Here is an 18469-nt window from a genome sequence, read left to right on the forward strand (position 1 = left end):
GTCTTCTCCTCGTGTCCCGCGGTCAGACCGCCAGGTAGCGTGATTTGAGTTCGGGCCGCGCGTCGAAGCTGGCCCAGTCGCCCTGGAACACCAGCGTGCCGCTGTCGAGCAGGTAGACGAATTCGGTGCAGCGGCGCGCATAGGCAACGCTCTGTTCCGCGACCAGCACGGTCAGGCCGAGCTTGGCACGCGCCTCGCCCACCTGCACCGCGAGATCGTGCGCGACCTTGGGTGCCAGCCCTTCGGCCGGCTCGTCGAGCAGCAGCACGCGCGGCGACGCCATCATCCCGCGCGCCACGGCAACCAGTTGCTGCTGGCCGCCCGAGAGCTGGTAGCCGAGCCGGTCGAGCAGGTCGCGCAGCAAGGGGAACAGCGTGCAGACGTGGTCGACGCTCAGTGGCGCCTGGCCGCGCCGGCCGGCATGCCAGGCCAGTTCGAGGTTCTGGCGCACCGTGAGCGTGGTGAAGATGCGCCGGTCCTCCGGCACCAGCGCCAGGCCGAGCCGCGCGCGCGCCTCGGTCTGCAGGCCGGCGAGCGACTGGCCGTCGAGCCGGATCTCGCCGGTCGACTGCGGCCCGGCGTCGAGCAGCGACTTCAACAGCGTCGACTTGCCCGCGCCGTTGCGTCCGAGCAATGCGACGCCGCCCTGCGCAGGCACGTCGATGTCGATGCCGAACAGCGCCTGGCTGTCGCCGTAGCGCGCGTGCAGGTTGCGGACCTCAAGCATGTTCGTCTCCGTCACCGAGGTAGACCTCCTTGACGCGCTCGTTCGCGCGGATCTCCTGCGGCGTGCCCGAGGCGATCAACTGGCCGTAGTGCAGCACCGAGATGCGGTCGGCCAGGCCGAACACCACGTCCATGTCGTGCTCGGTCATCAGCATCGACAGCCGACGCCTGGCCTTGACCGACTGCAGCAGCCGCACCGTCGCCTGCCGCTCGGCGGCCGACATGCCCGCGGTCGGCTCGTCCAGAAACAGCACGGCCGGCTCCAGCGCCAGCACCATCGCCATCTCGAGGCGCTTGCGGTCGCCATAGGCCAAGGTGCCGGAGACGGCGTCGCGCTGCGCGCCGAAGCCGGTGTCGGCCAGCAGTGTTTCGATCGCTTCGGGGAAGCCCGCAGCCTGCGCCTTCGGCACGCGGCCCAGCGGATTGCGCTGCCGCACGCGCGCCTCGAGCGCGACCAGCAGGTTGTCCTGCACGCTGAGCTTGGGGAACACCTTCGCGACCTGGAAGGTGCGACCGAAGCCCAGGTGCACGCGCCGGTGCGCGGGCATGCGCGTGACGTCGCTGCCGGTGAAGCGCACCGCACCACGATCGGGATAGAGCTCGCCGGTCAGCACCTTGAAGAGCGTGGTCTTGCCGGCACCGTTCGGGCCGATCACCACATGCGATTCGCCTGCGCCGATGGTCAGGCTGACGTCGCGCAGCACGCGGATGCGGCCGTAGGATTTGTCGAGCGCGCTCGCTTCGAGCAATGCGGTGGTCATGGCTTGCCCCTCCCGCCGGTCCAGCGCGACAGCAGCCCCAGGATGCCGCCCGGCAGCGACACCACCACGATCAGCAGCAGCAGGCCGGTGACCATGTCGGACATGCCGACCAGCGTGCGCGTGAGATAGAACACCGCCGACAGCACCACCGCGCCCAGCACCGGCCCCCAGAAATAGGCGCTGCCGCCCAGCAGCGTGTAGAGGATCGGATTGGTCGAGTTCGACCAGTGCGCGAGGTCCGGCGTCACGATCTGCGCCCAGGGCGCGACCAGCGCACCGGCCGCGGCGGTGGTGCCACCGGCCAGCACGAAGATCACGAGCCGATGCATGCGCACCGGGATGCCGAGGAACTCGGCGCGCTCCGGGTCCTGCTTGACCGCCTGCAGCGCACGCCCGAACGACGTGCCGACGACCCAGCGGATGAACAGGATCAGCAGCGCGCAGATGGCGACGATGAAGTAATAGAAGTTGTCGCCCGCCGCCAGGTCGACCTGCCAGCCGCCGATGCCGAGCCGCGGCCGCGCCAGCCCGGCCAGGCCGTCGTTGCGCCCCAGCAGGGCCGTGTTGGCGATCAGCAGGTGGATCAGTTCGGCGAAGGCCAGCGTGAGGATCGCGAAGTACACGCCCTCGCTGCGGCGCAGCGCGACCACGCCGACCAGCGCCGCCAGCGCGGCACCGATCAGCGCCGACAGCACGAAGGCCGCCAGGAAAGGCAGCGCGAGTTGCTGCGTCAACACGGCGGTCGCGTAGGCGCCGGCGGCGAAGAACATCGCCTGGCCGAAGCTCAGCACGCCCGACAGGCCGAACAGCAGGTTGAAGGACAGGCCGAACACCGCGTTGATCCAGATCATGCCGGCGATGAACACCAGCCCGCGGTTCAGCACGCCCGGCGCACACAGCGCCACGGCCATCACGGCCAGCAGGATCAGGACGTCGCGGCGCAGGCCGCCACCGATGAAGCTCGTCGTACGCATCAGTGTTTCGCCTTGCCCATGAGGCCTTGGGGACGCAGCAGCAGGATCAGCGTCATCGCGACGAAGAAGGGCAGCCCGGGCAGGCCCGGCAGCACCCATTGCCCGAACGCATCGATGATGCCGAGCAGGATCGAGCCGAAGAACGCGCCGCTGATGCTGCCCATGCCGCCGATGATGATCACGCCGAAGGCCTGGATCACGAAGGCGCTGGCCAGCGTGGGCGACAGCGTCTGGTTCGACACCAGCAGGCCGCCCGCGAGGCCCGCCAGCGCGAAGCCGAGCGCGACCGTCGCGGTGTAGACCAGCCGCACGTTGACGCCCAGCAGCCGCGCCATCCACGGGTCGGCCGCGATGGCCTTCACCAGCCGGCCGGGATTGGTCCGGTTCAGGAAGTATTCGAGCGCCACGAACACCACGACGCCCGCGCCGATGATGAACATCGACAGCTTCGGCAGCACCGCGTTGCCCAGCAGCCAGGCGCCGTCGAGCGTGGCGGGCGGCATCACGCTGTGGTAGTTGAGGCCCCAGACCAGCTTGGTCGAGCCCTCGCACACCAGCAGCAGCGCATAGGTGGCGATCAGTACGTAGGCGTCTTCCACGCCGGCGAGCCGCCGCAGCACCAGCCGATCGACCACCAGCCCGAGCAACGCCACCAGCACCCCGGCCACGAGCGAGCCGAACAGGTAGAGCGCGATCGACGGCGCACCGCCGATCGCGTTGGCCAGCGAATAGGCCATGTAGGCGCCGATCATGAAGAAGCCGCCGTGGGAGAAGTTGAGGATGTGCAAGGTGCCGAACACCAGCGTGAGACCGGCGGCGACCAGGAAGGTCGCCATTGCCCATGTCAGGCTGTTGACCAGCAGCGTCGCGATATCGGCAGCTTGCATCGGAACGTGCGCCTTCCGCTCAGGCCGTGCGAAGCGTGAGCTTCTTGCCGGGCGCGGGCGGGAAGATCACCGACTTGCCGTCGACCTTGACGTACTGCGAGACCTTGTAGCCCTTGTCCGTCGTGGCCGGCTCGATGTAGACCAGTTCCACGTCCTTGATCGCCTGGTTGTCCTCGGCACGCATGGTGCGCGGGCCGGTCACGGTGTCCCAGGTCATGCCCTTCAGGCTGGCGATGACGGCGGCCGTGTCGGTCGACCTGGCCTTCTCGACGGCCTGCTTCAGCGCGTAGATGCTGGCGTGCGACTCGGCTGCCCAGCCGAGCGGTTCCGGGTCCTTGGTCTTGGCCAGGTAGTCGGCCACGAAGCGTTCGCTCAGCGGATTGCCCTTGTTGGCCTCGGCGTAGTAGTGCATGCCGGTCCATTGCGCGGGGAACTGCTGCTTCAGCCCGCGGGCGACCAGGAATTCGTTGGCCGCGTCGCAGATGACCTTGTAGCGGTTCATCAGGCCGAAGCCGCGCGCCTGCTGGAACATCGTGATCGCGTCACCGCCGTAGGTGCAGTTGAAGACGCCGTCGGCCTGCTGGCGCAGCGCCTGCGTGATCGAGTTGCGGTAGTCGGCCACGCCGTAGGGCATCAGGATCGGCTCGAGGATCTCGGGCTTCTTCTTGGCGATCGACGGGTAGTACTCGAGCAGGCCGTCCACGAAGATGCCCCAGGTCGTGCGGCCGTATTCATGGTCGGGCACCAGGCCGGTCCAGCGCGTGATGTCGGGGTACTTCTGCGCCATCAGCTTGGCTTGCGCGCGGGTGCGCGCATCGGGCGAATCGCCGGGGCGGAACAGGTTCGGCGAGTAGTTCTCGTGGTTCATCTTCTCGGTGCCGGCACCGCAGGTGAAGAACACGCCGTTCTCCTGCTGCATGACCGGACCGAGCGCCAGCACCACCGCGCTGGAGATGCCGCCGATGTGCAGGTTGACGCCGGCGCCCAGCAGCTCGCGTGCCGCGGCCAGTGCAGCGGCCGGATTGGCCTTGTCGTCGCGGATCTCGAGCGCCACTTGCCGGCCCATGATGCCGCCCGCCTTGTTGATCTGGTCGATGGCGATCTCGGCGCCGTTCTTCACGTAGGAGCCGATGAATTCCTGCGGCCCGCTCAGCGGCGTGATCAGCCCGATCTTGAACGGCCCGCCCTGCGCGCGCACGAGGCCTGGCAGGCCGACGACCGCGGCGGCGGCCGCGGAGTACTTGAGGATGCTTCTGCGATCGATACGGTTCATGGTTTGTCTCCTGATGGTTCTTGGAATCTGCCTGGAACGGACACGGAACGGGAAACTAGCGGCCGGTGAACACCGGCTTGCGGCGTTCGCGGAAGGCGGCAACGGCCTCGGCGTGGTCGGCGGTGAGGTTCGACAGGCACTCGTAGGCGACGCCGGCATCGAAGTAGCTGTGGAACAGCTGGCGCAGCGGCAGGTTGGTCGTGACCTTGCTCCACCGGATCGCCTTGGTCGCGCCGCTCACGAGACGCTGCGCCATCGCGTCGACGGCGGCGTCGAGTTCGGCGCGTGGCACCACGTCGGTCAGCAGGCCGATGCGCTCGGCCTCGGCCGCCGACATCAGTTCGCCCGTCAGCAGGTATTTCTTCGCCTTGGCATAGCCGCACAGCTGCGGCCAGATCAGTGCGCCACCATCGCCTGCCACCAGGCCGACGCTGACGTGCGGGTCGCCGATCTTGGCCTCGTCCGACGCGATCACGATGTCGCACAGCAGGGCGAGGCTCGCGCCCAGGCCGGTCGCGTGGCCGTTGAGCCTGCAGATCAGCGGCTTCTCGAGATCGAGCTGCGAATAGACGATGTCTTTCGCCTCGCGCGCGGTGCGCTCGAACTCGCTCGGCTCGTCGACCGACAGCTGCATCCAGTCGATGTCGCCTCCGGCACAGAAGGCCGCGCCGTTGCCGGTCAGCACGACCACGTCGGAATCGGGATCGCGCTGCGCATCGGTGAAGACGCGCGACAGCTCGTGGTGCAGCCGCGCATTGACTGCATTGCGCTGGGCCGGCCGGTTGAGCGACACCGTCAGGATGCGGCCGCTGCGGCTGAATTCGATGCACTGGTAGGAAGCGAAGTCCATGCGTGTGTCCTCAATGGATGGGAGCGGGTTCGGCCGCGGCGAAGGCCATGAAGTGCCGCTCCGCCGAGCCCCAGAGTTGTTCGTCGACACGCGCCCGGCGCAGGTAATGGCTGGCCGCGTATTCCTCGGTGATGCCGATGCCGCCATGCAGCTGCACGGCTTCCTGCGTGACGCGCCGCGCGCTCTCGCAGACGAAGCTCTTGGCCGCATGCACGTCGCGCGCGGCCTGTGGCGCGCCAGCCTGCAGCGACTCGATCGCCTGGTCGAGCACCGCGCGGCTCTCGCCGAGCGCCACGTACATGTCGACCGCGCGATGCTGCAGCGCCTGGTAGGCGCCCAGCGGCGTGCCGAACTGGCGCCGCGTCTTCAGGTAGTCGAGCGTGAGTTCGAAGGCGGCCGACATCGCGCCGTGCGCGTCGGATGCGGTCGCCAATGCGGCGAGCTGCAGCGCGAATCGAATGCCCGCTGCAGCCGATGCGCCGTCACCGAGCCGCGTGGCCGCGGCGCCGTCGAACACGACGGTGGCCGCGCCACGGCCGTCGAGCAGCGGGAAGGGCTTGCGCGCAACGCCCGCCGCGTCGGCCGCCAGCCACCAGAGCGCATCGCCCGCGCGCACCAGCAGATGGCCGGCGATGTCCGCGTCGACCACCACGGCCTGCGAGCCGTGCAGGCGGCCGTCCTTCAGCTGGACCGCGTTCTCGTCGAGCAGGCAGGCGACGCGGTCGCTTCCCGCGAGCAGGCCGGGCAGCAAGGCGTCGCGCTGTTCGTCGCCAGCATGCCGGGCGATCAGGTATGGCGCGAGCACGCCCGAGCCGACGAAGGGCTCGTTGACCAACGCACGGCCGGCGGCCTCGGCCAGCAGGCAGGCCGACGCGACGCGCAGGCCGAGCCCGCCCTGCGCTTCCGGCGTGGAGACCGCGAGCCAGCCCATGTCGCCCAGATCCTTCCAGACCGCGGGACTGAAGCGGCGCTCGTCCGCCGGCAGGCGCTGGCGGGATTCGAAGCGGTAGCGCTCCGCGGTGTATCGGCGCGCGGCGTCGTCGAGTGCCGCGTCGGTTTCGTCGAGCCAGATCTTGTGCTTCACAGGCCGAGCTCCGCTTTGCTGATGATGTTGCGTTGGATTTCGTTCGAGCCGCCGTAGATGGTCGATGCACGGCCATGCAGGTACTCGCGCACCGCACCGCTCGCGTCCGCCGGGCCGACCGGCGACGTCGCGTGCGCGCCGTGCACGTCGGCCGGGTCGTAGGCGATCGCGCTGCTGCCGAGCCAGTCGAGCGTGGCTTCGGAGATCTGCTGCTGCAGCTCCGAGCCGCGGATCTTCATGATCGAGGCCTCGACGCCGGGCGGCTGGCTCGGGTCCATGCTGCGTGCATAGGCCAGGCAGAAAGCGCGCAATGCATGCAGCTTGAGTTCCATCTGCGCGATGCGGCGGTCGAAGGCCGCGCGGTCGACCACGCCGTCGCTCGGCGTGCCGGCGACCAGCGCCTTCAGATGGCCGAGCTGGCGCATCGAGCGGCCGGTCTCGGCCGACAGGATGCGCTCGTTGCTCAGCAGGAACTTGGCATAGCTCCAGCCCTTGCCCTCCTCACCCACGAGGTTCTCGACCGGCACCTTCACTTCGTCGAGGAACACCTCGTTGACGTGATGGCAGCCGTCCATGGTCTTGATCGGGCGGACCGTCACGCCGGGCGTGCGCATGTCGATCAGCAGAAAGCTGATGCCCTGCTGCGGACGCGATTCCTCGCTGGTGCGCACCAGGCAGAACATCCAGTCGGCCCACTGCACGTAGCTGGTCCAGATCTTCTGGCCGGTCACGACGTAGTGCGCGCCCTGGCGGATCGCGCGGGTCTTCAGGCCGGCCAGGTCGGAACCGGCACCGGGTTCTGAATAGCCCTGTGCCCACCACTCTTCCGAGGTCAGGATCGGCGGCAGGAAGCGCGCCTTCTGCGCCTCGGACCCGAAGGTGTAGATCACCGGGCCGACGTAGTTGACGCCGAAGGGAATCAGCCACGGCGCGCCGCAGCGCATGCTTTCTTCCTCGAAAACGAAGCGCTGCAGCGGCGTCCATTCGGCGCCGCCGTACTGGCGCGGCCAGTGGCCGGCCACCCAGCCACGACCGGCGAGCGAGCGCAGGAAGGCGAGGTTGTCCTCCTTGGTGAGGAACAGGTTGCCGAGCACCTTCTCCCGCACGTCGCGCGGAAGCTCGCGCTCGCAGTAGTCGCGCACCTGTTGCCGGAAGTCGTTCTCGGCCGCGCGGGCGTCCGCCGCAGCGGTGGCGTTGTCAGGCGTGAGATCCATGGGCTTTGCTTGGTTCGGGCTTTGGAAAGCCGGGATGTTTGTTAACACTGAGCGGTGATTCATTGATCAGTTTCTATCTTTTTCGAACACAATGCGCTAGGTGAAAACGCGCAGACACGCTGCGCGGAAGCGATCCGTTAGACTGAAAACGAAGGGGTCCCGCGCAGCTTTTGCCCGGCGCAGCGGGGCCGGAAAGGACTCATTTGACGAGCGCAGCAACCCCAACCCGAAGAACGCGCAAGGTGTCCGCCAGCGTGCTGAGCACCCGCGAAGAACGCGCCGCACGCACGCGCGAGCAGTTGCTGATTTCAGCCGGCCGGGTCGTCGGCGAGTTCGGCTATCGCGATGCGTCGATCCAGCGCATCACGGCCCACGCCGGCATGGCGCAGGGCACCTTCTACCTGTACTTCTCCTCCCGCCAGGCGCTGTTCGACGAACTGCTTCCCTACTTCGGCCTGCACATGCTCGAGTACGTGCGCGAACGCGCGCACGGTGCCAAGGGCTTCTTCGAAGTCGAGGAGATCGGCGTGCGTGCGGTGTTCGATTACCTGCGCGACAACACATGGTTCTGGCGCGTGCTGAACGAGGCCGAGACGCAGGCGCCGGTCGCCTGGCTCGCGCACCATGCCGAAGTGCGGCGCCGCTACATGCGCTTCCTGACCCGTGCGCGCGACCAGGGCGAACTCGGCGCCTATGCGGAGAGCGAGCTCGACACCCTCGCCTACCTGCTGATCGCCGCGCGCGACTATCTCTACATCAGCCACCTGGCCAAGGCCGAGAACAGCCCGGGCATGCCGGATTCGGTGATCAAGACCTACATGAATTTCGTGCGCAACGGCCTCGCCGCGCGGCCATGACCTGAACGCGTCAGGGCGCCGGCGCGACTGCCGGCGCAAACCGTATGCGGACGTCCAGCCCGCGACCGCCCGGCGCGTCGTGCAGCGACACCGAAGCGCCATGACGCTGCGCGATGGCCTTGACGATCGCCAGCCCCAGGCCACTGCCGGCGGGATCGCCGTCGCGCACATGCTCGCCGTCGCCGCGGAAGAAGCGATCGAAGACGCGCTCACGGTCGGCCGCATCGATGCCGGGGCCGTTGTCGATCACGCACAGCATCGGCGCGCCGCGGTCGATGGCGACGCTCACGTCGACCTTGCTGCCGGCGGGCGCGTAGTGCAGCGCATTGCGCACGAGGTTGTTGAGCAGCACGCGCAGCTCGTGCGGGTCGGCCGGAACCGTGGCGCTCTCGTGGATGTCGGCGCCCAGGTCGATGTGCCTGCGCGCCGCGGTGCGGGCGTGCGCCACGACCGTGTCGCGTACCAGCGCACCGAGCTCGACAGGGTATTTGGCGGGTTCGCGCTCGCCGGGCGCCGCGCGCGACAACTGAAGCAGTTGCTCCACCAGGCGTTGCAGCCGGTCGATGCCCTCCCGCACATCGTCGAAGGCGGCCCGGCGCTCATCGGTTTCCTGCGCATGCTCCAGCAGTCCGATCTGCAGGCGCAACGCGGTCACGGGCGAGCGCAGTTCATGGGCGGCGTCGGCGACGAACTGCTGCTGCGTCGCGAAGGCGGCGCCCAGCCGCGCCATCAGGCCGTTGAACGCGCCGACCAGGGGTTGCAGTTCTGCCGGCATTTCGCTGGCCTCGATCGGTTCGAGCGTGAGTGCCGTGCGCTGCGCGATCTCCGCCGTGGCCTCGTTCAGCGGATGCAGGCCACGCCGCAGCGCGAAAGCCAGCAACGCCGCGATCATGAGTGCCAGCAGCACCAGCGGGATCAGCAGCTTGGATGCGGCTTCCACCGCCATTTCCTGCCGCGCGGCCGTCCGCTGGGCCGCGGTGACGACGGACACCGCGTCAACCACGGTGTAGGTCCGCCATTCCACGCCGTCGATGACGACGCGGCGGGAGCCCGGCGTCGGCGAGAAGGCGAAAGCGAGGTTGCTGTCGGGTCCGTCGAGCGGGCGCCCGTCACGTCGCCAGACCCGCGTCACCAGGTCGCCCTGGTCGGGCGCGGCGCGTGCGGACGCGCCGCCGGCCTCGGGCGCGACCGAGATGAACTGGCCGTTCGCGTGGAAGCGCGCAACGGACGTCGCGACCTCGCGGAGGTTGTCGTCGAGCACCTCGTTCATCTCGTCGAGCATGAACACATAGGCCACGAGCACCAGCACGATCGAGCCGAACGCGAGCGCGCCCAGCGTCCACAAGGTCAGGCCGCGGCGCAGCGAACGCAAGATCAGTCCGCGACGCGGTAGCCCACGCCGCGCACGTTGAGGATGACTTCGGGGCCGAGCTTCTTGCGCAGGTGGTGCAGGTGGACCTCGACCGCGTTGCTGCCGATCTCCTCGCCCCATCCGTACACCGATTCCTCGAGCTTCTCGCGCGACAGCACGGCGCCCGGGCGCTGCATGAGCGCCTCGAGCAGCGAGAACTCGCGTGCCGACAGCGCCACGGGTTCGCCGGCCTGCGTGAGCGTCTTGCGCAACGTGTCGAGCGCCAGCTCGCCCGCGACGAGCAGCGACGATCCGCTGCCGCCATGCCTGCGGATCAGGGCCCGCACGCGTGCGACGAGTTCATCCATGTCGAAGGGCTTGACCAGGTAATCGTCGGCACCGGCGTTGAGGCCGGCAATCCGCGACGACACCGCATCGCGCGCGGTCGCCACCAGCACGGGCAGGTGGTTGCCCTGGCGTCGCAGGTTCTGCAGAACGTGCATGCCGTCTTTCACCGGCAGGCCGAGGTCCAGGATGGCCAGGTCGTAGGCCTGGCCGCGCAAGGCGAGCTCGGCAGCCGCGCCGTCATGCACCCAGTCGACGGCGAAGCCGGCATGGACGAGCCCCTGCCGCACGGCCTTGCCGATCATGGGATCGTCCTCGATGAGAAGCAGACGCATGGCAGGTGACCCTCAATCGCGATGCAGGAAGCGGCGCACGACGCGCTCCCAGCGATCGTAGCGTGCCAACAGAGGCTCGATCCACGTCCAGAGCGGCCGCCGGACCGCCAGCGCCAATGCCGCTGCGGCAGCCGCAACCGGCAATGCGCCGATCACGTCGCCGGGAAAGTGGACACCCAGGTAGACCCGCGCCCACCCCACCAGCAACCCGAGCGCGAGCAACGGGAAGACGAGCCAGGACGCACGCGCGGTCGCGAGCGTGGCCAGGGCCAGGCTCCACAGCAGGGTCACGTGATCGCTCGGAAGGCCGGGATCGTCGACGTGCGCCATGTACTGATGGCCGATGTGCAGGGCGAACGGCCGGGGCAGCGGCCATGCCAGCCCGACCAGTTGCGCCAGGCCCAGCGCCATGAGCACCGCGACGGCCACATGCACGAGGTCGAAACGCGCGGCGCGCCCGCCGCGCAGCCAGAGCGCGAGCCAGACCACGGGAACGAGCGGAACGATCCACTGCGCCACGAGGCGTGCCAGGGTCAACGCGAGCGGCGAGGCCTGCGCGCCGGCGTTAACGAGTTCGAAGAGATGGGTGTTGCTGAGGTTCATGCAGGGCCGGCATGCTCCGGGCCAGCGGCTTAAGACCGCCTTAAGACCCGGCCCGGCCACCCTGCTTAAGGCTGCGATAAGTCGTGCGCGGCGACGCTTCATGCACTCCGAATCGCCATGACGCTCCACGCATTCCAACTTCCCCCCTGGCGCACGCTCCGGCCGGCGTCCATTGCCATGGCCTGCGCCATGCTGACCGCCTGTGCCACCTACCGCGCCGCGCCCTTGCCCGTCGCGCCCGAGTTTCCCGTCGGCGTGCCGCAGGCGTCGCTATCGCGCCCGGGCCCATCGCTGCCGGCGCTGCAGCGGCACCCGTTCGACGCCAACGACGGGCTCGACATCGACGAGATCGCCACGCTCGCCGTCGTCAACAACCCCGACCTGCGCATCGCGCGGCAAACGCTGGGCGTCACGGCCGCGCAATCCTTTGCGGCGAAGCTGCTGCCCGATCCCCAATTGAGCTTCACCCATGACTTTCCGGTCGCTGCCGTCGCGGGCGGCAGCAGCGCGTTCATGGCGGGTGCCAGCTATGCCATCAACAGCCTGATCACGCATGCGGCGTTATCCGATGCGGCCGATGCCGATGTGCGCCAGGCCGATGCCAACCTGCTTTGGCAGGAATGGCAGGTCATCGCACAGGCCCGCCTGCTGTTCGTCCGCATCGATGCGGCCCAGCAGCGTCGCGCGTTGCTCGAACGCACGCAGACGCTGATGGCCGACCGCTACCGGCGAACGAACACCGCGCTCGAGAGCGGCCTGCTCGGCGCGGACGCGGTGGCGCCTCATCTGGCAGCGCTGCAGGATGCGACGCGGCAGCTCTTCGACCTCGAGCGGCAGACCCACCAGGCGATGTCCGATCTGCGTGCGCTGCTGGGCGTGGCGCCCGACACGGCCCTTCGACTGCAAGGCACGGCAGCGCTGCCTGCATTCCAGACCGGCGATGTGCGCGCACACGCGATCGGCCGGCTGAATGCGCGGCCGGACATCGCAGCGCTGCGCGCCGGCTACGACGCGCAGGATGCGCGCTACCGCGCGGCACTGCTCGGCCAGTTCCCGGCCTTCAACCTGGGCGTCCAGCGCGGGCGCGACACCAGCAACGCCTACACGCGCGGCTTCAGCCTGTCGCTGAGCCTGCCCATCTTCAACCGCAACCGTGGCGAGATCGCGATCCAGGACGCCACACGCGAGAAGCTGCGCGCCGAATACCAGCAACGGCTGAACACCGGCATGGGCGACATCGAGCGCATCGCAGCCGAGCAGGCGATCGGTCTGCGCCAGCTCGCGGCGGTCGACTCGGCGCTGCGGCTGCAGCAAGCCGCCACCGAACGCCTGCGCGAGGGATGGCGGGCCGGCAACGTCGACGCGCTCGCACTCGCCGCCGCCGAGGCCGCTCTGCTGGCGAAGCAGGGCGAACGCATCGACGTCGTGCAGGCGATCCAGGAACAGCGCGTCGGCCTCCTGACGCTCACGGGCGGCTACGCCGACGCAACGAAAGAACACTCATGAAGCACATGCACATTCCCCTCGCTGCCACGATCGCAGCATCCCTCGGCGGCCTCGCACTGCTGGCGACAGGCACGGTCCTGCTGCTCAGGAACGCCGACGGCCCGGCAACGGCTGCACGCGCCGCGGAGCAGGTCGCCACCGTCACGACCGCGCCGGCGTTTCGCGGCGCCGTGCCACTGACGGTGATGGCCTGGGGCGACGTCGCGCCATCCCAGGCCGACTCGTTGAGCCTGCCGCGCGCAGGCCAGGTGCTTGCGTTGCCGGTCGTGATCGGACAGCGTGTGAGCAAGGGCGCCGTGCTGGCCCGCGTGGCGGCCGACCCGGCCACCGACGCCAGCTATCAGAGCGCCCGCAATGCCCTGACGCTCGCGCAAGGCGAGAGCCGGCGCGTGCAGGCGTTGTTCGCATTGCAGCTGGCCACCGTCTCGCAAGTGGAAGCCGCGAAGAAGGCGGTCGACGACGCCCAGTCGGCGCTCGACGCACAACGCAAGACCGGCGCAGGCGCAGGGGAGCTCACGGTGACGGCGCCGTTCGACGGCGTGGTGATGGCGCTCTCCGCCGTGCGCGGTGACCGGCTCGCCGCCAACGCACCCATCCTGCAACTGGGGCGCGTGGACACGCTGCGCGTCAACCTGGGCATCGAGCCGTCGCAGCGCACCCGGGTCCATCTCGGCGACATGGCAAGCCTGAAGCCCTTGCAGCTCGATCCGTCGGGCGGCAGCGCTGCGCCGGCGCACACCATGCAGGGCCGCATCACGGACCTGCAGTACCTGGTCGACCCGAAGACACAACTGGTCAGCGCAGTGGCACAGGTGCCCGCAACGGCCGCGACGGGACTCGTGCCCGGCATGCGCGTGGAAGCCTCCATCGCGATCGGCCATGCCGAAGGCTGGCTGGTGCCGGCGCTGGCCGTACTGAGCGATCCGCAAGGCGACTACGTCTACCAGATCGACGGCGACATCGCGCACCGCGTGCGCGTGCGGCAGGTCGCACACGCGCAGGGCCAGGTGGCGGTCGAGGGCGCCATCGACACGGCCTTGCCGCTGGTCACGGCCGGCAACTACGAGCTCGCCGACGGCATGAAGGTCAAGGAGGCTTCGAAGTGAGGATGGCGACCTACCTGTCCGCCCACAGCCGCTCGGTGTCCTTCCTGATCGCGCTGCTCGCGCTGATCGGCGCGCTGGCGGCGTACAAGCTCCCGGTGTCGCTGTTTCCGACGGTCCAGTTTCCGCGGGTGTCGCTGTCGCTCGAAGCCGGAGACCAGCCCGCGAGCCAGATGGCGCTGCAGGTCACGCGCCCGGTGGAAGAAGCCGTTCGAAGCGTCGCGGGCGTGACCAATGTGCGCTCGACCACCAGCCGCGGCAGCGCCGAGGTCTCGGTGAGCTTCGACTGGGGCGTCGACATGGTGTCGGCCGCGCTGCAGATCAACGCGGCGCTGGCGCAGATCCAGTCGCAGCTGCCGACAGGCACCCGCGTGAGCACGCGGCGCATGGACCCGACGGTGTTCCCCATCCTCGCCTACAGCCTGACGTCGAAGACGCTGTCCCCGACGGCGCTGCGCGATCTCGCGAGCTACCAGCTGCGCCCGCTGCTGTCGGGCATCGGCGGCGTGAGTGCCGTGCAGGTGCAGGGCGGCGCGCAGGAGGAGATCAGGGTCACCGCGGACGCACAGCGGCTCCAGGCGCACGGACTGTCGATGGACGACCTGTCCAGGACGTTGGCCGCAGGGAATTCGCTGGCGGCCGCGGGCCGGATCGAGGACCACTACAAGCTCTACCTGGTGCTGGCCGACACGCGCCTCGCCGGTGTCGAGGACGTGCGGCAGACCGTGGTGGCCCAGGGCGCCAACGGCGTCGTGCGCATCCGCGATGTGGCGACGGTCGAACGATCGACGCAACCGGAATGGCTGCGCGTGACCGCCGACGGCCGCGATGCCGTGCTGCTGTCCATCCGCCAGCAACCGGGCAGCAACAGCGTCCAGATCGCCGCCGATGTGAAGGCAGCGCTCGACGGATATGCACCGCAGCTGCCGCGCGACGTGCACCTGGCGAACTGGTACGACCAGAGCGAGCTGGTCACCGCCGCGGCATCGAGCGTGAGGGACGCGATCCTGATCGGCATCGGACTCGCCGCCCTGGTGCTGATCGTGTTCCTGCGCAACCTGAAGGTGACCGCGATCGCGGTGGTGGTCGTTCCGGCAGTGCTCGCGATCACGATCATCGTCCTGCAGTTGCTGGGCATGAGCTTCAACATCATGACCCTGGGCGGCATGGCCGCCGCCGTCGGCTTGGTGATCGACGATGCGATCGTGATGATCGAACACATCGAGCGCCGCCTGGCGGAAGGACCGGCCGGCGAGCACGCCGATGTCGTGCACGCCGCGATGGAGTTCCTGCGCCCGCTCGCGGGTTCCAGCGCGGCGACGCTGGTCATCTTCGTGCCGCTGGCTTTTCTGTCGGGCGTGACGGGCGCGTTCTTCAAGGCGCTGTCGCTCACCATGGCGTCGGCGCTCGCCATCTCGTTCACGGTGACATGGCTGGCCGTGCCGCTGCTCGCGCGGCGGCTGCTGCGCCATCACCGTCCGGCGGCCGAGGATCGCGCCACGAAATGGTTCCAGGCGCGCTACCGCCATTGGCTGCTGCGCTGCATCGCACGCCCCTGGGCGCTGCTGGTCTGCGTGGGCCTGCTGCTCGGCGTGGGTGCCTTTGCATTCCGGCAGGTCGGCAGCGGCTTCATGCCGGCCATGGACGAAGGAGGCTTCATCCTCGACTACCGCACGCCGCCCGGTACGGCGCTGTCGGAAACCGACCGCCTGCTGCAGCAGGTCGAGCAGATCGTGCGCCAGACGCCGGAGGTCGAAACCTATTCGCGCCGGACCGGCACCGGCCTCGGCGGCGGGCTGAGCGAGACGAACCAGGGCGACTTCTTCATCCGCCTGAAGTCCGGCCCGCGGCGGCCGGTCGACGCGGTCATGCAGGACGTGCGCGCACGCGTCGAGCACGACGTGCCGGGCGTCAACATCGAGCTGGCGCAACTGATGGAAGACCTGATCGGCGACCTCACGGCCGTGCCGCAGCCGGTGGAGGTCAAGCTCTTCTCCGGCGATCCGGCCGTGTTGCCCGGCGCGGCCGCGCAGGTGGCGCAGCGCATCGCGAAGATCCCTGGCCTGGTGGAGGTGCGCTCGGGCATCAATCCGGCGGGCGACGCGGTCGCGATCCACGTGGACCGGATCGCCGCGGCGGCCGAAGGACTCGATCCCGACCAGGTGAGCCGCGCGCTGCAGACGGCGCTGGGCGGCTCGGTCGCGACCACCTTCGCGCAAGACACCAAGACCATCGGCGTGCGCGTCTGGACCGCCGCCAGCGCGCGCGCGACGCTCGACCAGCTCGGCGATATTCCGCTGCGCGCGCCGGACGGCCATCTGGTGCCGCTGCGCAGGCTGGCCAGCTTCGAGACGCTGAGCGGCCAACCGCAGATCACGCGCGAGAACCTCAAGCCGATGATTGCCGTGACCGGGCGCATCGAGGGGCGCGACCTCGGGTCGGTGGTGCAGGACGTCAAGCAGGCGCTGGCTGCGAATGGCGCGCTGCCGCAAGGCGTGTATTTCGAGCTCGGCGGCCTGTATCAGCAGCAGCAGATCGCATTCAAGGGCCTGGCCACGGTCTTCGGCGCTGCTGTCGCATTGGTGTTCCTGCTGCTGCTGTTCCTCTACGAGAGCTATGCGATCGCGCTGGTCATCGTGGGCACCTCGCTGCTGTCAGTGTCGGCGGTGTTCATCGGGCTCTGGCTCACGCACGTGGAGCTGAACATCTCGGCCATGATGGGCATGACGATGATCATCGGCATCGTGACCGAGGTGGCGATCTTCTTTTTCTCGGAGCAGCAGCTGCGCACGCGCCAGGGCGCCAACCTGCGGCGGAGCCTGATCGGGGCCGGGCAGTTCCGCGCCAGACCGATCGCCATGACGACGCTGGCGGCGATCCTGACGCTGCTGCCCCTGGCACTGGCTTTCGGTGCCGGCTCGGAGATGCAGCAACCGCTGGCCATCGCGATCATCTCGGGGTTGATCGTGCAGTTGCCGCTGGTGCTGTTCTTCATGCCGACCGCCTACGCCTGGATCGAAAAGGCCCGGGCGTCGCGCCGGGCGCCCTCCGGCGGCATGATCTCGCGCTTCGGATGAACGCCATGGCCCACCCTTTCTTCACGATTCACCAGCTCGGCTCCAGCCACGGCGGGCCGTTCGATCTCAGCATCGAGCAGGGCGAATGCATCGCCATCGTCGGGCGCTCGGGCGCCGGCAAGAGCGTTCTGCTGCGACTGCTCGCCGATCTGGATCCAGGCACCGGGCACGTCCACCTGAGAGGCCGCAGCCGCGACAGCTGGACGGGGCCCGAATGGCGCAGGCGGGTGCTGTACCAGGCGGCCGAGCCGGCCTGGTGGGCCATCAAGGTGTCGGACCACATCCCGCCGCAGGAACATGCCACGGCCACGGCACTGATGGACAGGCTCGCTCTCGCCCCCCGGTTGTTCGACGCGGACGTTGCACGGCTGTCGACCGGCGAGCGCCAGCGCTTCGCGCTCGTCCGGTCGCTGTCACGCCAACCCGAGGTGCTGCTGCTCGACGAGCCATCCGCGTCGCTCGACACCGAATCCACGGCCCTGATGGAAGCGGTATTGCATGACGCCATGGGGACCGGCCTGTCGATCCTGATGGTCACGCATTCGCGCGAACAGGCCGCCCGCATGAGCGGCCGGATTTTCGAGATGGCCGACCGAAAGCTCCGCCCGCTATGAACACGATTCATCTCACCGCATCCGACCTGGGCATCGCGTCGGTGCTGGTGCTCCTGCAGGCTGTCGCTTCCATCCTGCTGCGGCTCAACCTGCACTGGCAGGTTCTCTGGTCCGCGCTTCGGATGGTGGTCCAGTTGCTGCTCGTCGGCCTGGTCCTGCGCTGGGTGTTCGGCGCCACATCGCCCATCGGCACCCTGATCGTGGTCGTCCTGATGATCGCGGCCGCCGCCCGTGAGGTCGCGACGCGGCCGGCGCAACGGCTGGCGGCCGGCGGCAACTACCGCATCGGCGCGGTCATCGTGGCGATCGCCAGCCTCACCACGGTGATGCTCGCGCTGCTGACCGCCATCCGTCCGCAGCCCTGGTATGACCCGCGTTACGCGATTTCGCTGATGGGCATCGTGCTCGGCACGGTCCTCAATTCCGCCAGCATCGGACTCGACAACTTCCTGGACAGCGTGGTGTCGCAGCGCGCAGCCATCGAGGCCCGGCTTGCGCTGGGCGCGACCATCGGCGAGGCAACGTCCTCGCTGGTTCGAACGTCGATCCGCCGCGGCATGATCCCGATCGTCAACCAGATGTCGGCCGCCGGCCTGATCACGCTGCCCGGCATCATGACCGGCCAGATCCTTGCGGGGATGGATCCGCTCGAAGCGGTGAAGTACCAGATCCTGCTGCTCTTCCTGCTGACAGGTGCCAGCGGCATCGCCAGCGCCGGTGCCGTGTATCTCGCCGCGCGCGCCGTCTCGGACACCCGGCAGCGACTTCGGACGGATCACCTGCGGTAGCTGCGGCGACATCGCGCGAGCGGATCGCTACATCAAAGGCGACCCGGTGGATTCGCCGCATTCGTAACTCAAGGTAAACCCTTTGTCCGTCTGTCCGCTAAAATGCGGAGCCAATCTCGGG

The 18469-nt window shown here is 68.8% G+C and carries 17 protein-coding genes and 1 pseudogene; 6 read left to right on the plus strand and 12 right to left on the minus strand.

Annotation, left to right across the window (positions count from 1 at the left end):
- Positions 1-22: 22 nt before the first annotated feature.
- From AC07PZ_RS04340 to AC07PZ_RS04380, 9 genes and pseudogenes are all read right to left on the minus strand, one after another.
- On the minus strand, positions 23-727 hold the full coding sequence (locus AC07PZ_RS04340) for an ABC transporter ATP-binding protein (RefSeq protein WP_495293781.1): 705 nt from the start codon (positions 725-727) through the stop codon (positions 23-25).
- A complete protein-coding gene (locus tag AC07PZ_RS04345) occupies positions 720-950 on the minus strand; it encodes an ABC transporter ATP-binding protein C-terminal domain-containing protein (RefSeq protein ID WP_495293952.1) in 231 nt (76 codons plus the stop codon). The genes AC07PZ_RS04340 and AC07PZ_RS04345 overlap by 8 nt, the downstream gene beginning before the upstream one ends.
- Positions 951-965: 15 nt before the next feature.
- Positions 966-1415 (minus strand): annotated as a pseudogene (locus tag AC07PZ_RS04350) (ATP-binding cassette domain-containing protein); the annotation flags it as partial.
- A gap of 68 nt (positions 1416-1483) precedes the next feature.
- On the minus strand, positions 1484-2461 hold the full coding sequence (locus AC07PZ_RS04355; RefSeq protein ID WP_495293782.1) for a branched-chain amino acid ABC transporter permease: 978 nt from the start codon (positions 2459-2461) through the stop codon (positions 1484-1486).
- On the minus strand, positions 2461-3348 hold the full coding sequence (locus AC07PZ_RS04360; RefSeq protein ID WP_495293783.1) for a branched-chain amino acid ABC transporter permease: 888 nt from the start codon (positions 3346-3348) through the stop codon (positions 2461-2463). The genes AC07PZ_RS04355 and AC07PZ_RS04360 overlap by 1 nt, the downstream gene beginning before the upstream one ends.
- A 19-nt stretch (positions 3349-3367) precedes the next feature.
- Positions 3368-4621, minus strand: coding sequence for an ABC transporter substrate-binding protein (locus tag AC07PZ_RS04365; RefSeq protein WP_495293784.1), 1254 nt, complete (start codon positions 4619-4621; stop codon positions 3368-3370).
- Between the two features lie 55 nt (positions 4622-4676).
- Positions 4677-5471: an enoyl-CoA hydratase/isomerase family protein gene (locus tag AC07PZ_RS04370; RefSeq protein WP_495293785.1), complete on the minus strand. Its 795-nt coding sequence runs from the start codon at positions 5469-5471 to the stop codon at positions 4677-4679.
- A 10-nt stretch (positions 5472-5481) separates the two neighbouring features.
- Positions 5482-6555: an acyl-CoA dehydrogenase family protein gene (locus AC07PZ_RS04375; protein WP_495293786.1), complete on the minus strand. Its 1074-nt coding sequence runs from the start codon at positions 6553-6555 to the stop codon at positions 5482-5484.
- Entirely contained in the window at positions 6552-7769 is a 1218-nt protein-coding gene (locus AC07PZ_RS04380) for an acyl-CoA dehydrogenase family protein (RefSeq protein ID WP_495293787.1), read from the minus strand. Before AC07PZ_RS04380 ends, AC07PZ_RS04375 begins: the two co-directional genes overlap by 4 nt.
- A gap of 242 nt (positions 7770-8011) precedes the next feature.
- On the opposite strand from AC07PZ_RS04380, the gene AC07PZ_RS04385 reads away from it, so the two are divergent.
- On the plus strand, positions 8012-8626 hold the full coding sequence (locus AC07PZ_RS04385; RefSeq protein ID WP_495293788.1) for a TetR/AcrR family transcriptional regulator: 615 nt from the start codon (positions 8012-8014) through the stop codon (positions 8624-8626).
- Positions 8627-8636: 10 nt separating this feature from the next.
- On the opposite strand, the gene AC07PZ_RS04390 is transcribed toward AC07PZ_RS04385, so the two are convergent.
- The 3 genes from AC07PZ_RS04390 to AC07PZ_RS04400 are packed head-to-tail and all read right to left on the minus strand — an operon-like array spanning position 8637 to position 11260.
- Positions 8637-9998 carry a sensor histidine kinase gene (locus AC07PZ_RS04390; RefSeq protein WP_495293789.1) on the minus strand — a complete coding sequence of 454 codons (1362 nt, stop codon included), beginning with the start codon at positions 9996-9998 and terminating at the stop codon, positions 8637-8639.
- A 2-nt stretch (positions 9999-10000) separates the two neighbouring features.
- The gene (locus AC07PZ_RS04395) at positions 10001-10657 is read right to left on the minus strand and encodes a response regulator (protein WP_495293790.1); all 657 of its coding nucleotides are present in this window, start codon (positions 10655-10657) and stop codon (positions 10001-10003) included.
- Between the two features lie 12 nt (positions 10658-10669).
- Complete coding sequence (locus AC07PZ_RS04400; protein WP_495293791.1) at positions 10670-11260, minus strand: phosphatase PAP2 family protein; 591 nt, start codon at positions 11258-11260, stop codon at positions 10670-10672.
- A 117-nt stretch (positions 11261-11377) separates the two neighbouring features.
- Between AC07PZ_RS04400 and AC07PZ_RS04405 the strand changes: the two genes are divergently transcribed.
- From AC07PZ_RS04405 to AC07PZ_RS04425, 5 genes are read left to right on the plus strand one after another with little or no spacing between them, the layout of a single operon-like run.
- Positions 11378-12766: a TolC family protein gene (locus AC07PZ_RS04405; protein WP_495293792.1), complete on the plus strand. Its 1389-nt coding sequence runs from the start codon at positions 11378-11380 to the stop codon at positions 12764-12766.
- Positions 12763-13872, plus strand: coding sequence for an efflux RND transporter periplasmic adaptor subunit (locus AC07PZ_RS04410; protein WP_495293793.1), 1110 nt, complete (start codon positions 12763-12765; stop codon positions 13870-13872). Before AC07PZ_RS04405 ends, AC07PZ_RS04410 begins: the two co-directional genes overlap by 4 nt.
- Positions 13869-16946 carry an efflux RND transporter permease subunit gene (locus AC07PZ_RS04415; RefSeq protein WP_495293794.1) on the plus strand — a complete coding sequence of 1026 codons (3078 nt, stop codon included), beginning with the start codon at positions 13869-13871 and terminating at the stop codon, positions 16944-16946. Before AC07PZ_RS04410 ends, AC07PZ_RS04415 begins: the two co-directional genes overlap by 4 nt.
- The gene (locus tag AC07PZ_RS04420) at positions 16943-17560 is read left to right on the plus strand and encodes an ABC transporter ATP-binding protein (protein ID WP_495293795.1); all 618 of its coding nucleotides are present in this window, start codon (positions 16943-16945) and stop codon (positions 17558-17560) included. The genes AC07PZ_RS04415 and AC07PZ_RS04420 overlap by 4 nt, the downstream gene beginning before the upstream one ends.
- Positions 17557-18348 (plus strand): ABC transporter permease, encoded by a 792-nt coding sequence (locus AC07PZ_RS04425; RefSeq protein ID WP_495293796.1) that lies wholly within the window; start codon positions 17557-17559, stop codon positions 18346-18348. The genes AC07PZ_RS04420 and AC07PZ_RS04425 overlap by 4 nt, the downstream gene beginning before the upstream one ends.
- Positions 18349-18469 lie beyond the last annotated feature (121 nt).

The organism is Variovorax sp. GW821-FHT10B04, assembly GCF_059415645.1.

Bases quoted from the DNA above. Each gene is read 5' to 3' on its own strand.
- AC07PZ_RS04340 (WP_495293781.1), bottom strand. From the start codon at position 727: ATGCTTGAGGTCCGCAACCTGCACGCGCGCTACGGCGACAGCCAGGCG.
- AC07PZ_RS04345 (WP_495293952.1), bottom strand. From the start codon at position 950: ATGTCGGCCGCCGAGCGGCAGGCGACGGTGCGGCTGCTGCAGTCGGTC.
- AC07PZ_RS04355 (WP_495293782.1), bottom strand. From the start codon at position 2,461: ATGCGTACGACGAGCTTCATCGGTGGCGGCCTGCGCCGCGACGTCCTG.
- AC07PZ_RS04360 (WP_495293783.1), bottom strand. From the start codon at position 3,348: ATGCAAGCTGCCGATATCGCGACGCTGCTGGTCAACAGCCTGACATGG.
- AC07PZ_RS04365 (WP_495293784.1), bottom strand. From the start codon at position 4,621: ATGAACCGTATCGATCGCAGAAGCATCCTCAAGTACTCCGCGGCCGCC.
- AC07PZ_RS04370 (WP_495293785.1), bottom strand. From the start codon at position 5,471: ATGGACTTCGCTTCCTACCAGTGCATCGAATTCAGCCGCAGCGGCCGC.
- AC07PZ_RS04380 (WP_495293787.1), bottom strand. From the start codon at position 7,769: ATGGATCTCACGCCTGACAACGCCACCGCTGCGGCGGACGCCCGCGCG.
- AC07PZ_RS04395 (WP_495293790.1), bottom strand. From the start codon at position 10,657: ATGCGTCTGCTTCTCATCGAGGACGATCCCATGATCGGCAAGGCCGTG.
- AC07PZ_RS04400 (WP_495293791.1), bottom strand. From the start codon at position 11,260: ATGAACCTCAGCAACACCCATCTCTTCGAACTCGTTAACGCCGGCGCG.
- AC07PZ_RS04405 (WP_495293792.1), top strand. From the start codon at position 11,378: ATGACGCTCCACGCATTCCAACTTCCCCCCTGGCGCACGCTCCGGCCG.
- AC07PZ_RS04410 (WP_495293793.1), top strand. From the start codon at position 12,763: ATGAAGCACATGCACATTCCCCTCGCTGCCACGATCGCAGCATCCCTC.
- AC07PZ_RS04420 (WP_495293795.1), top strand. From the start codon at position 16,943: ATGAACGCCATGGCCCACCCTTTCTTCACGATTCACCAGCTCGGCTCC.
- AC07PZ_RS04425 (WP_495293796.1), top strand. From the start codon at position 17,557: ATGAACACGATTCATCTCACCGCATCCGACCTGGGCATCGCGTCGGTG.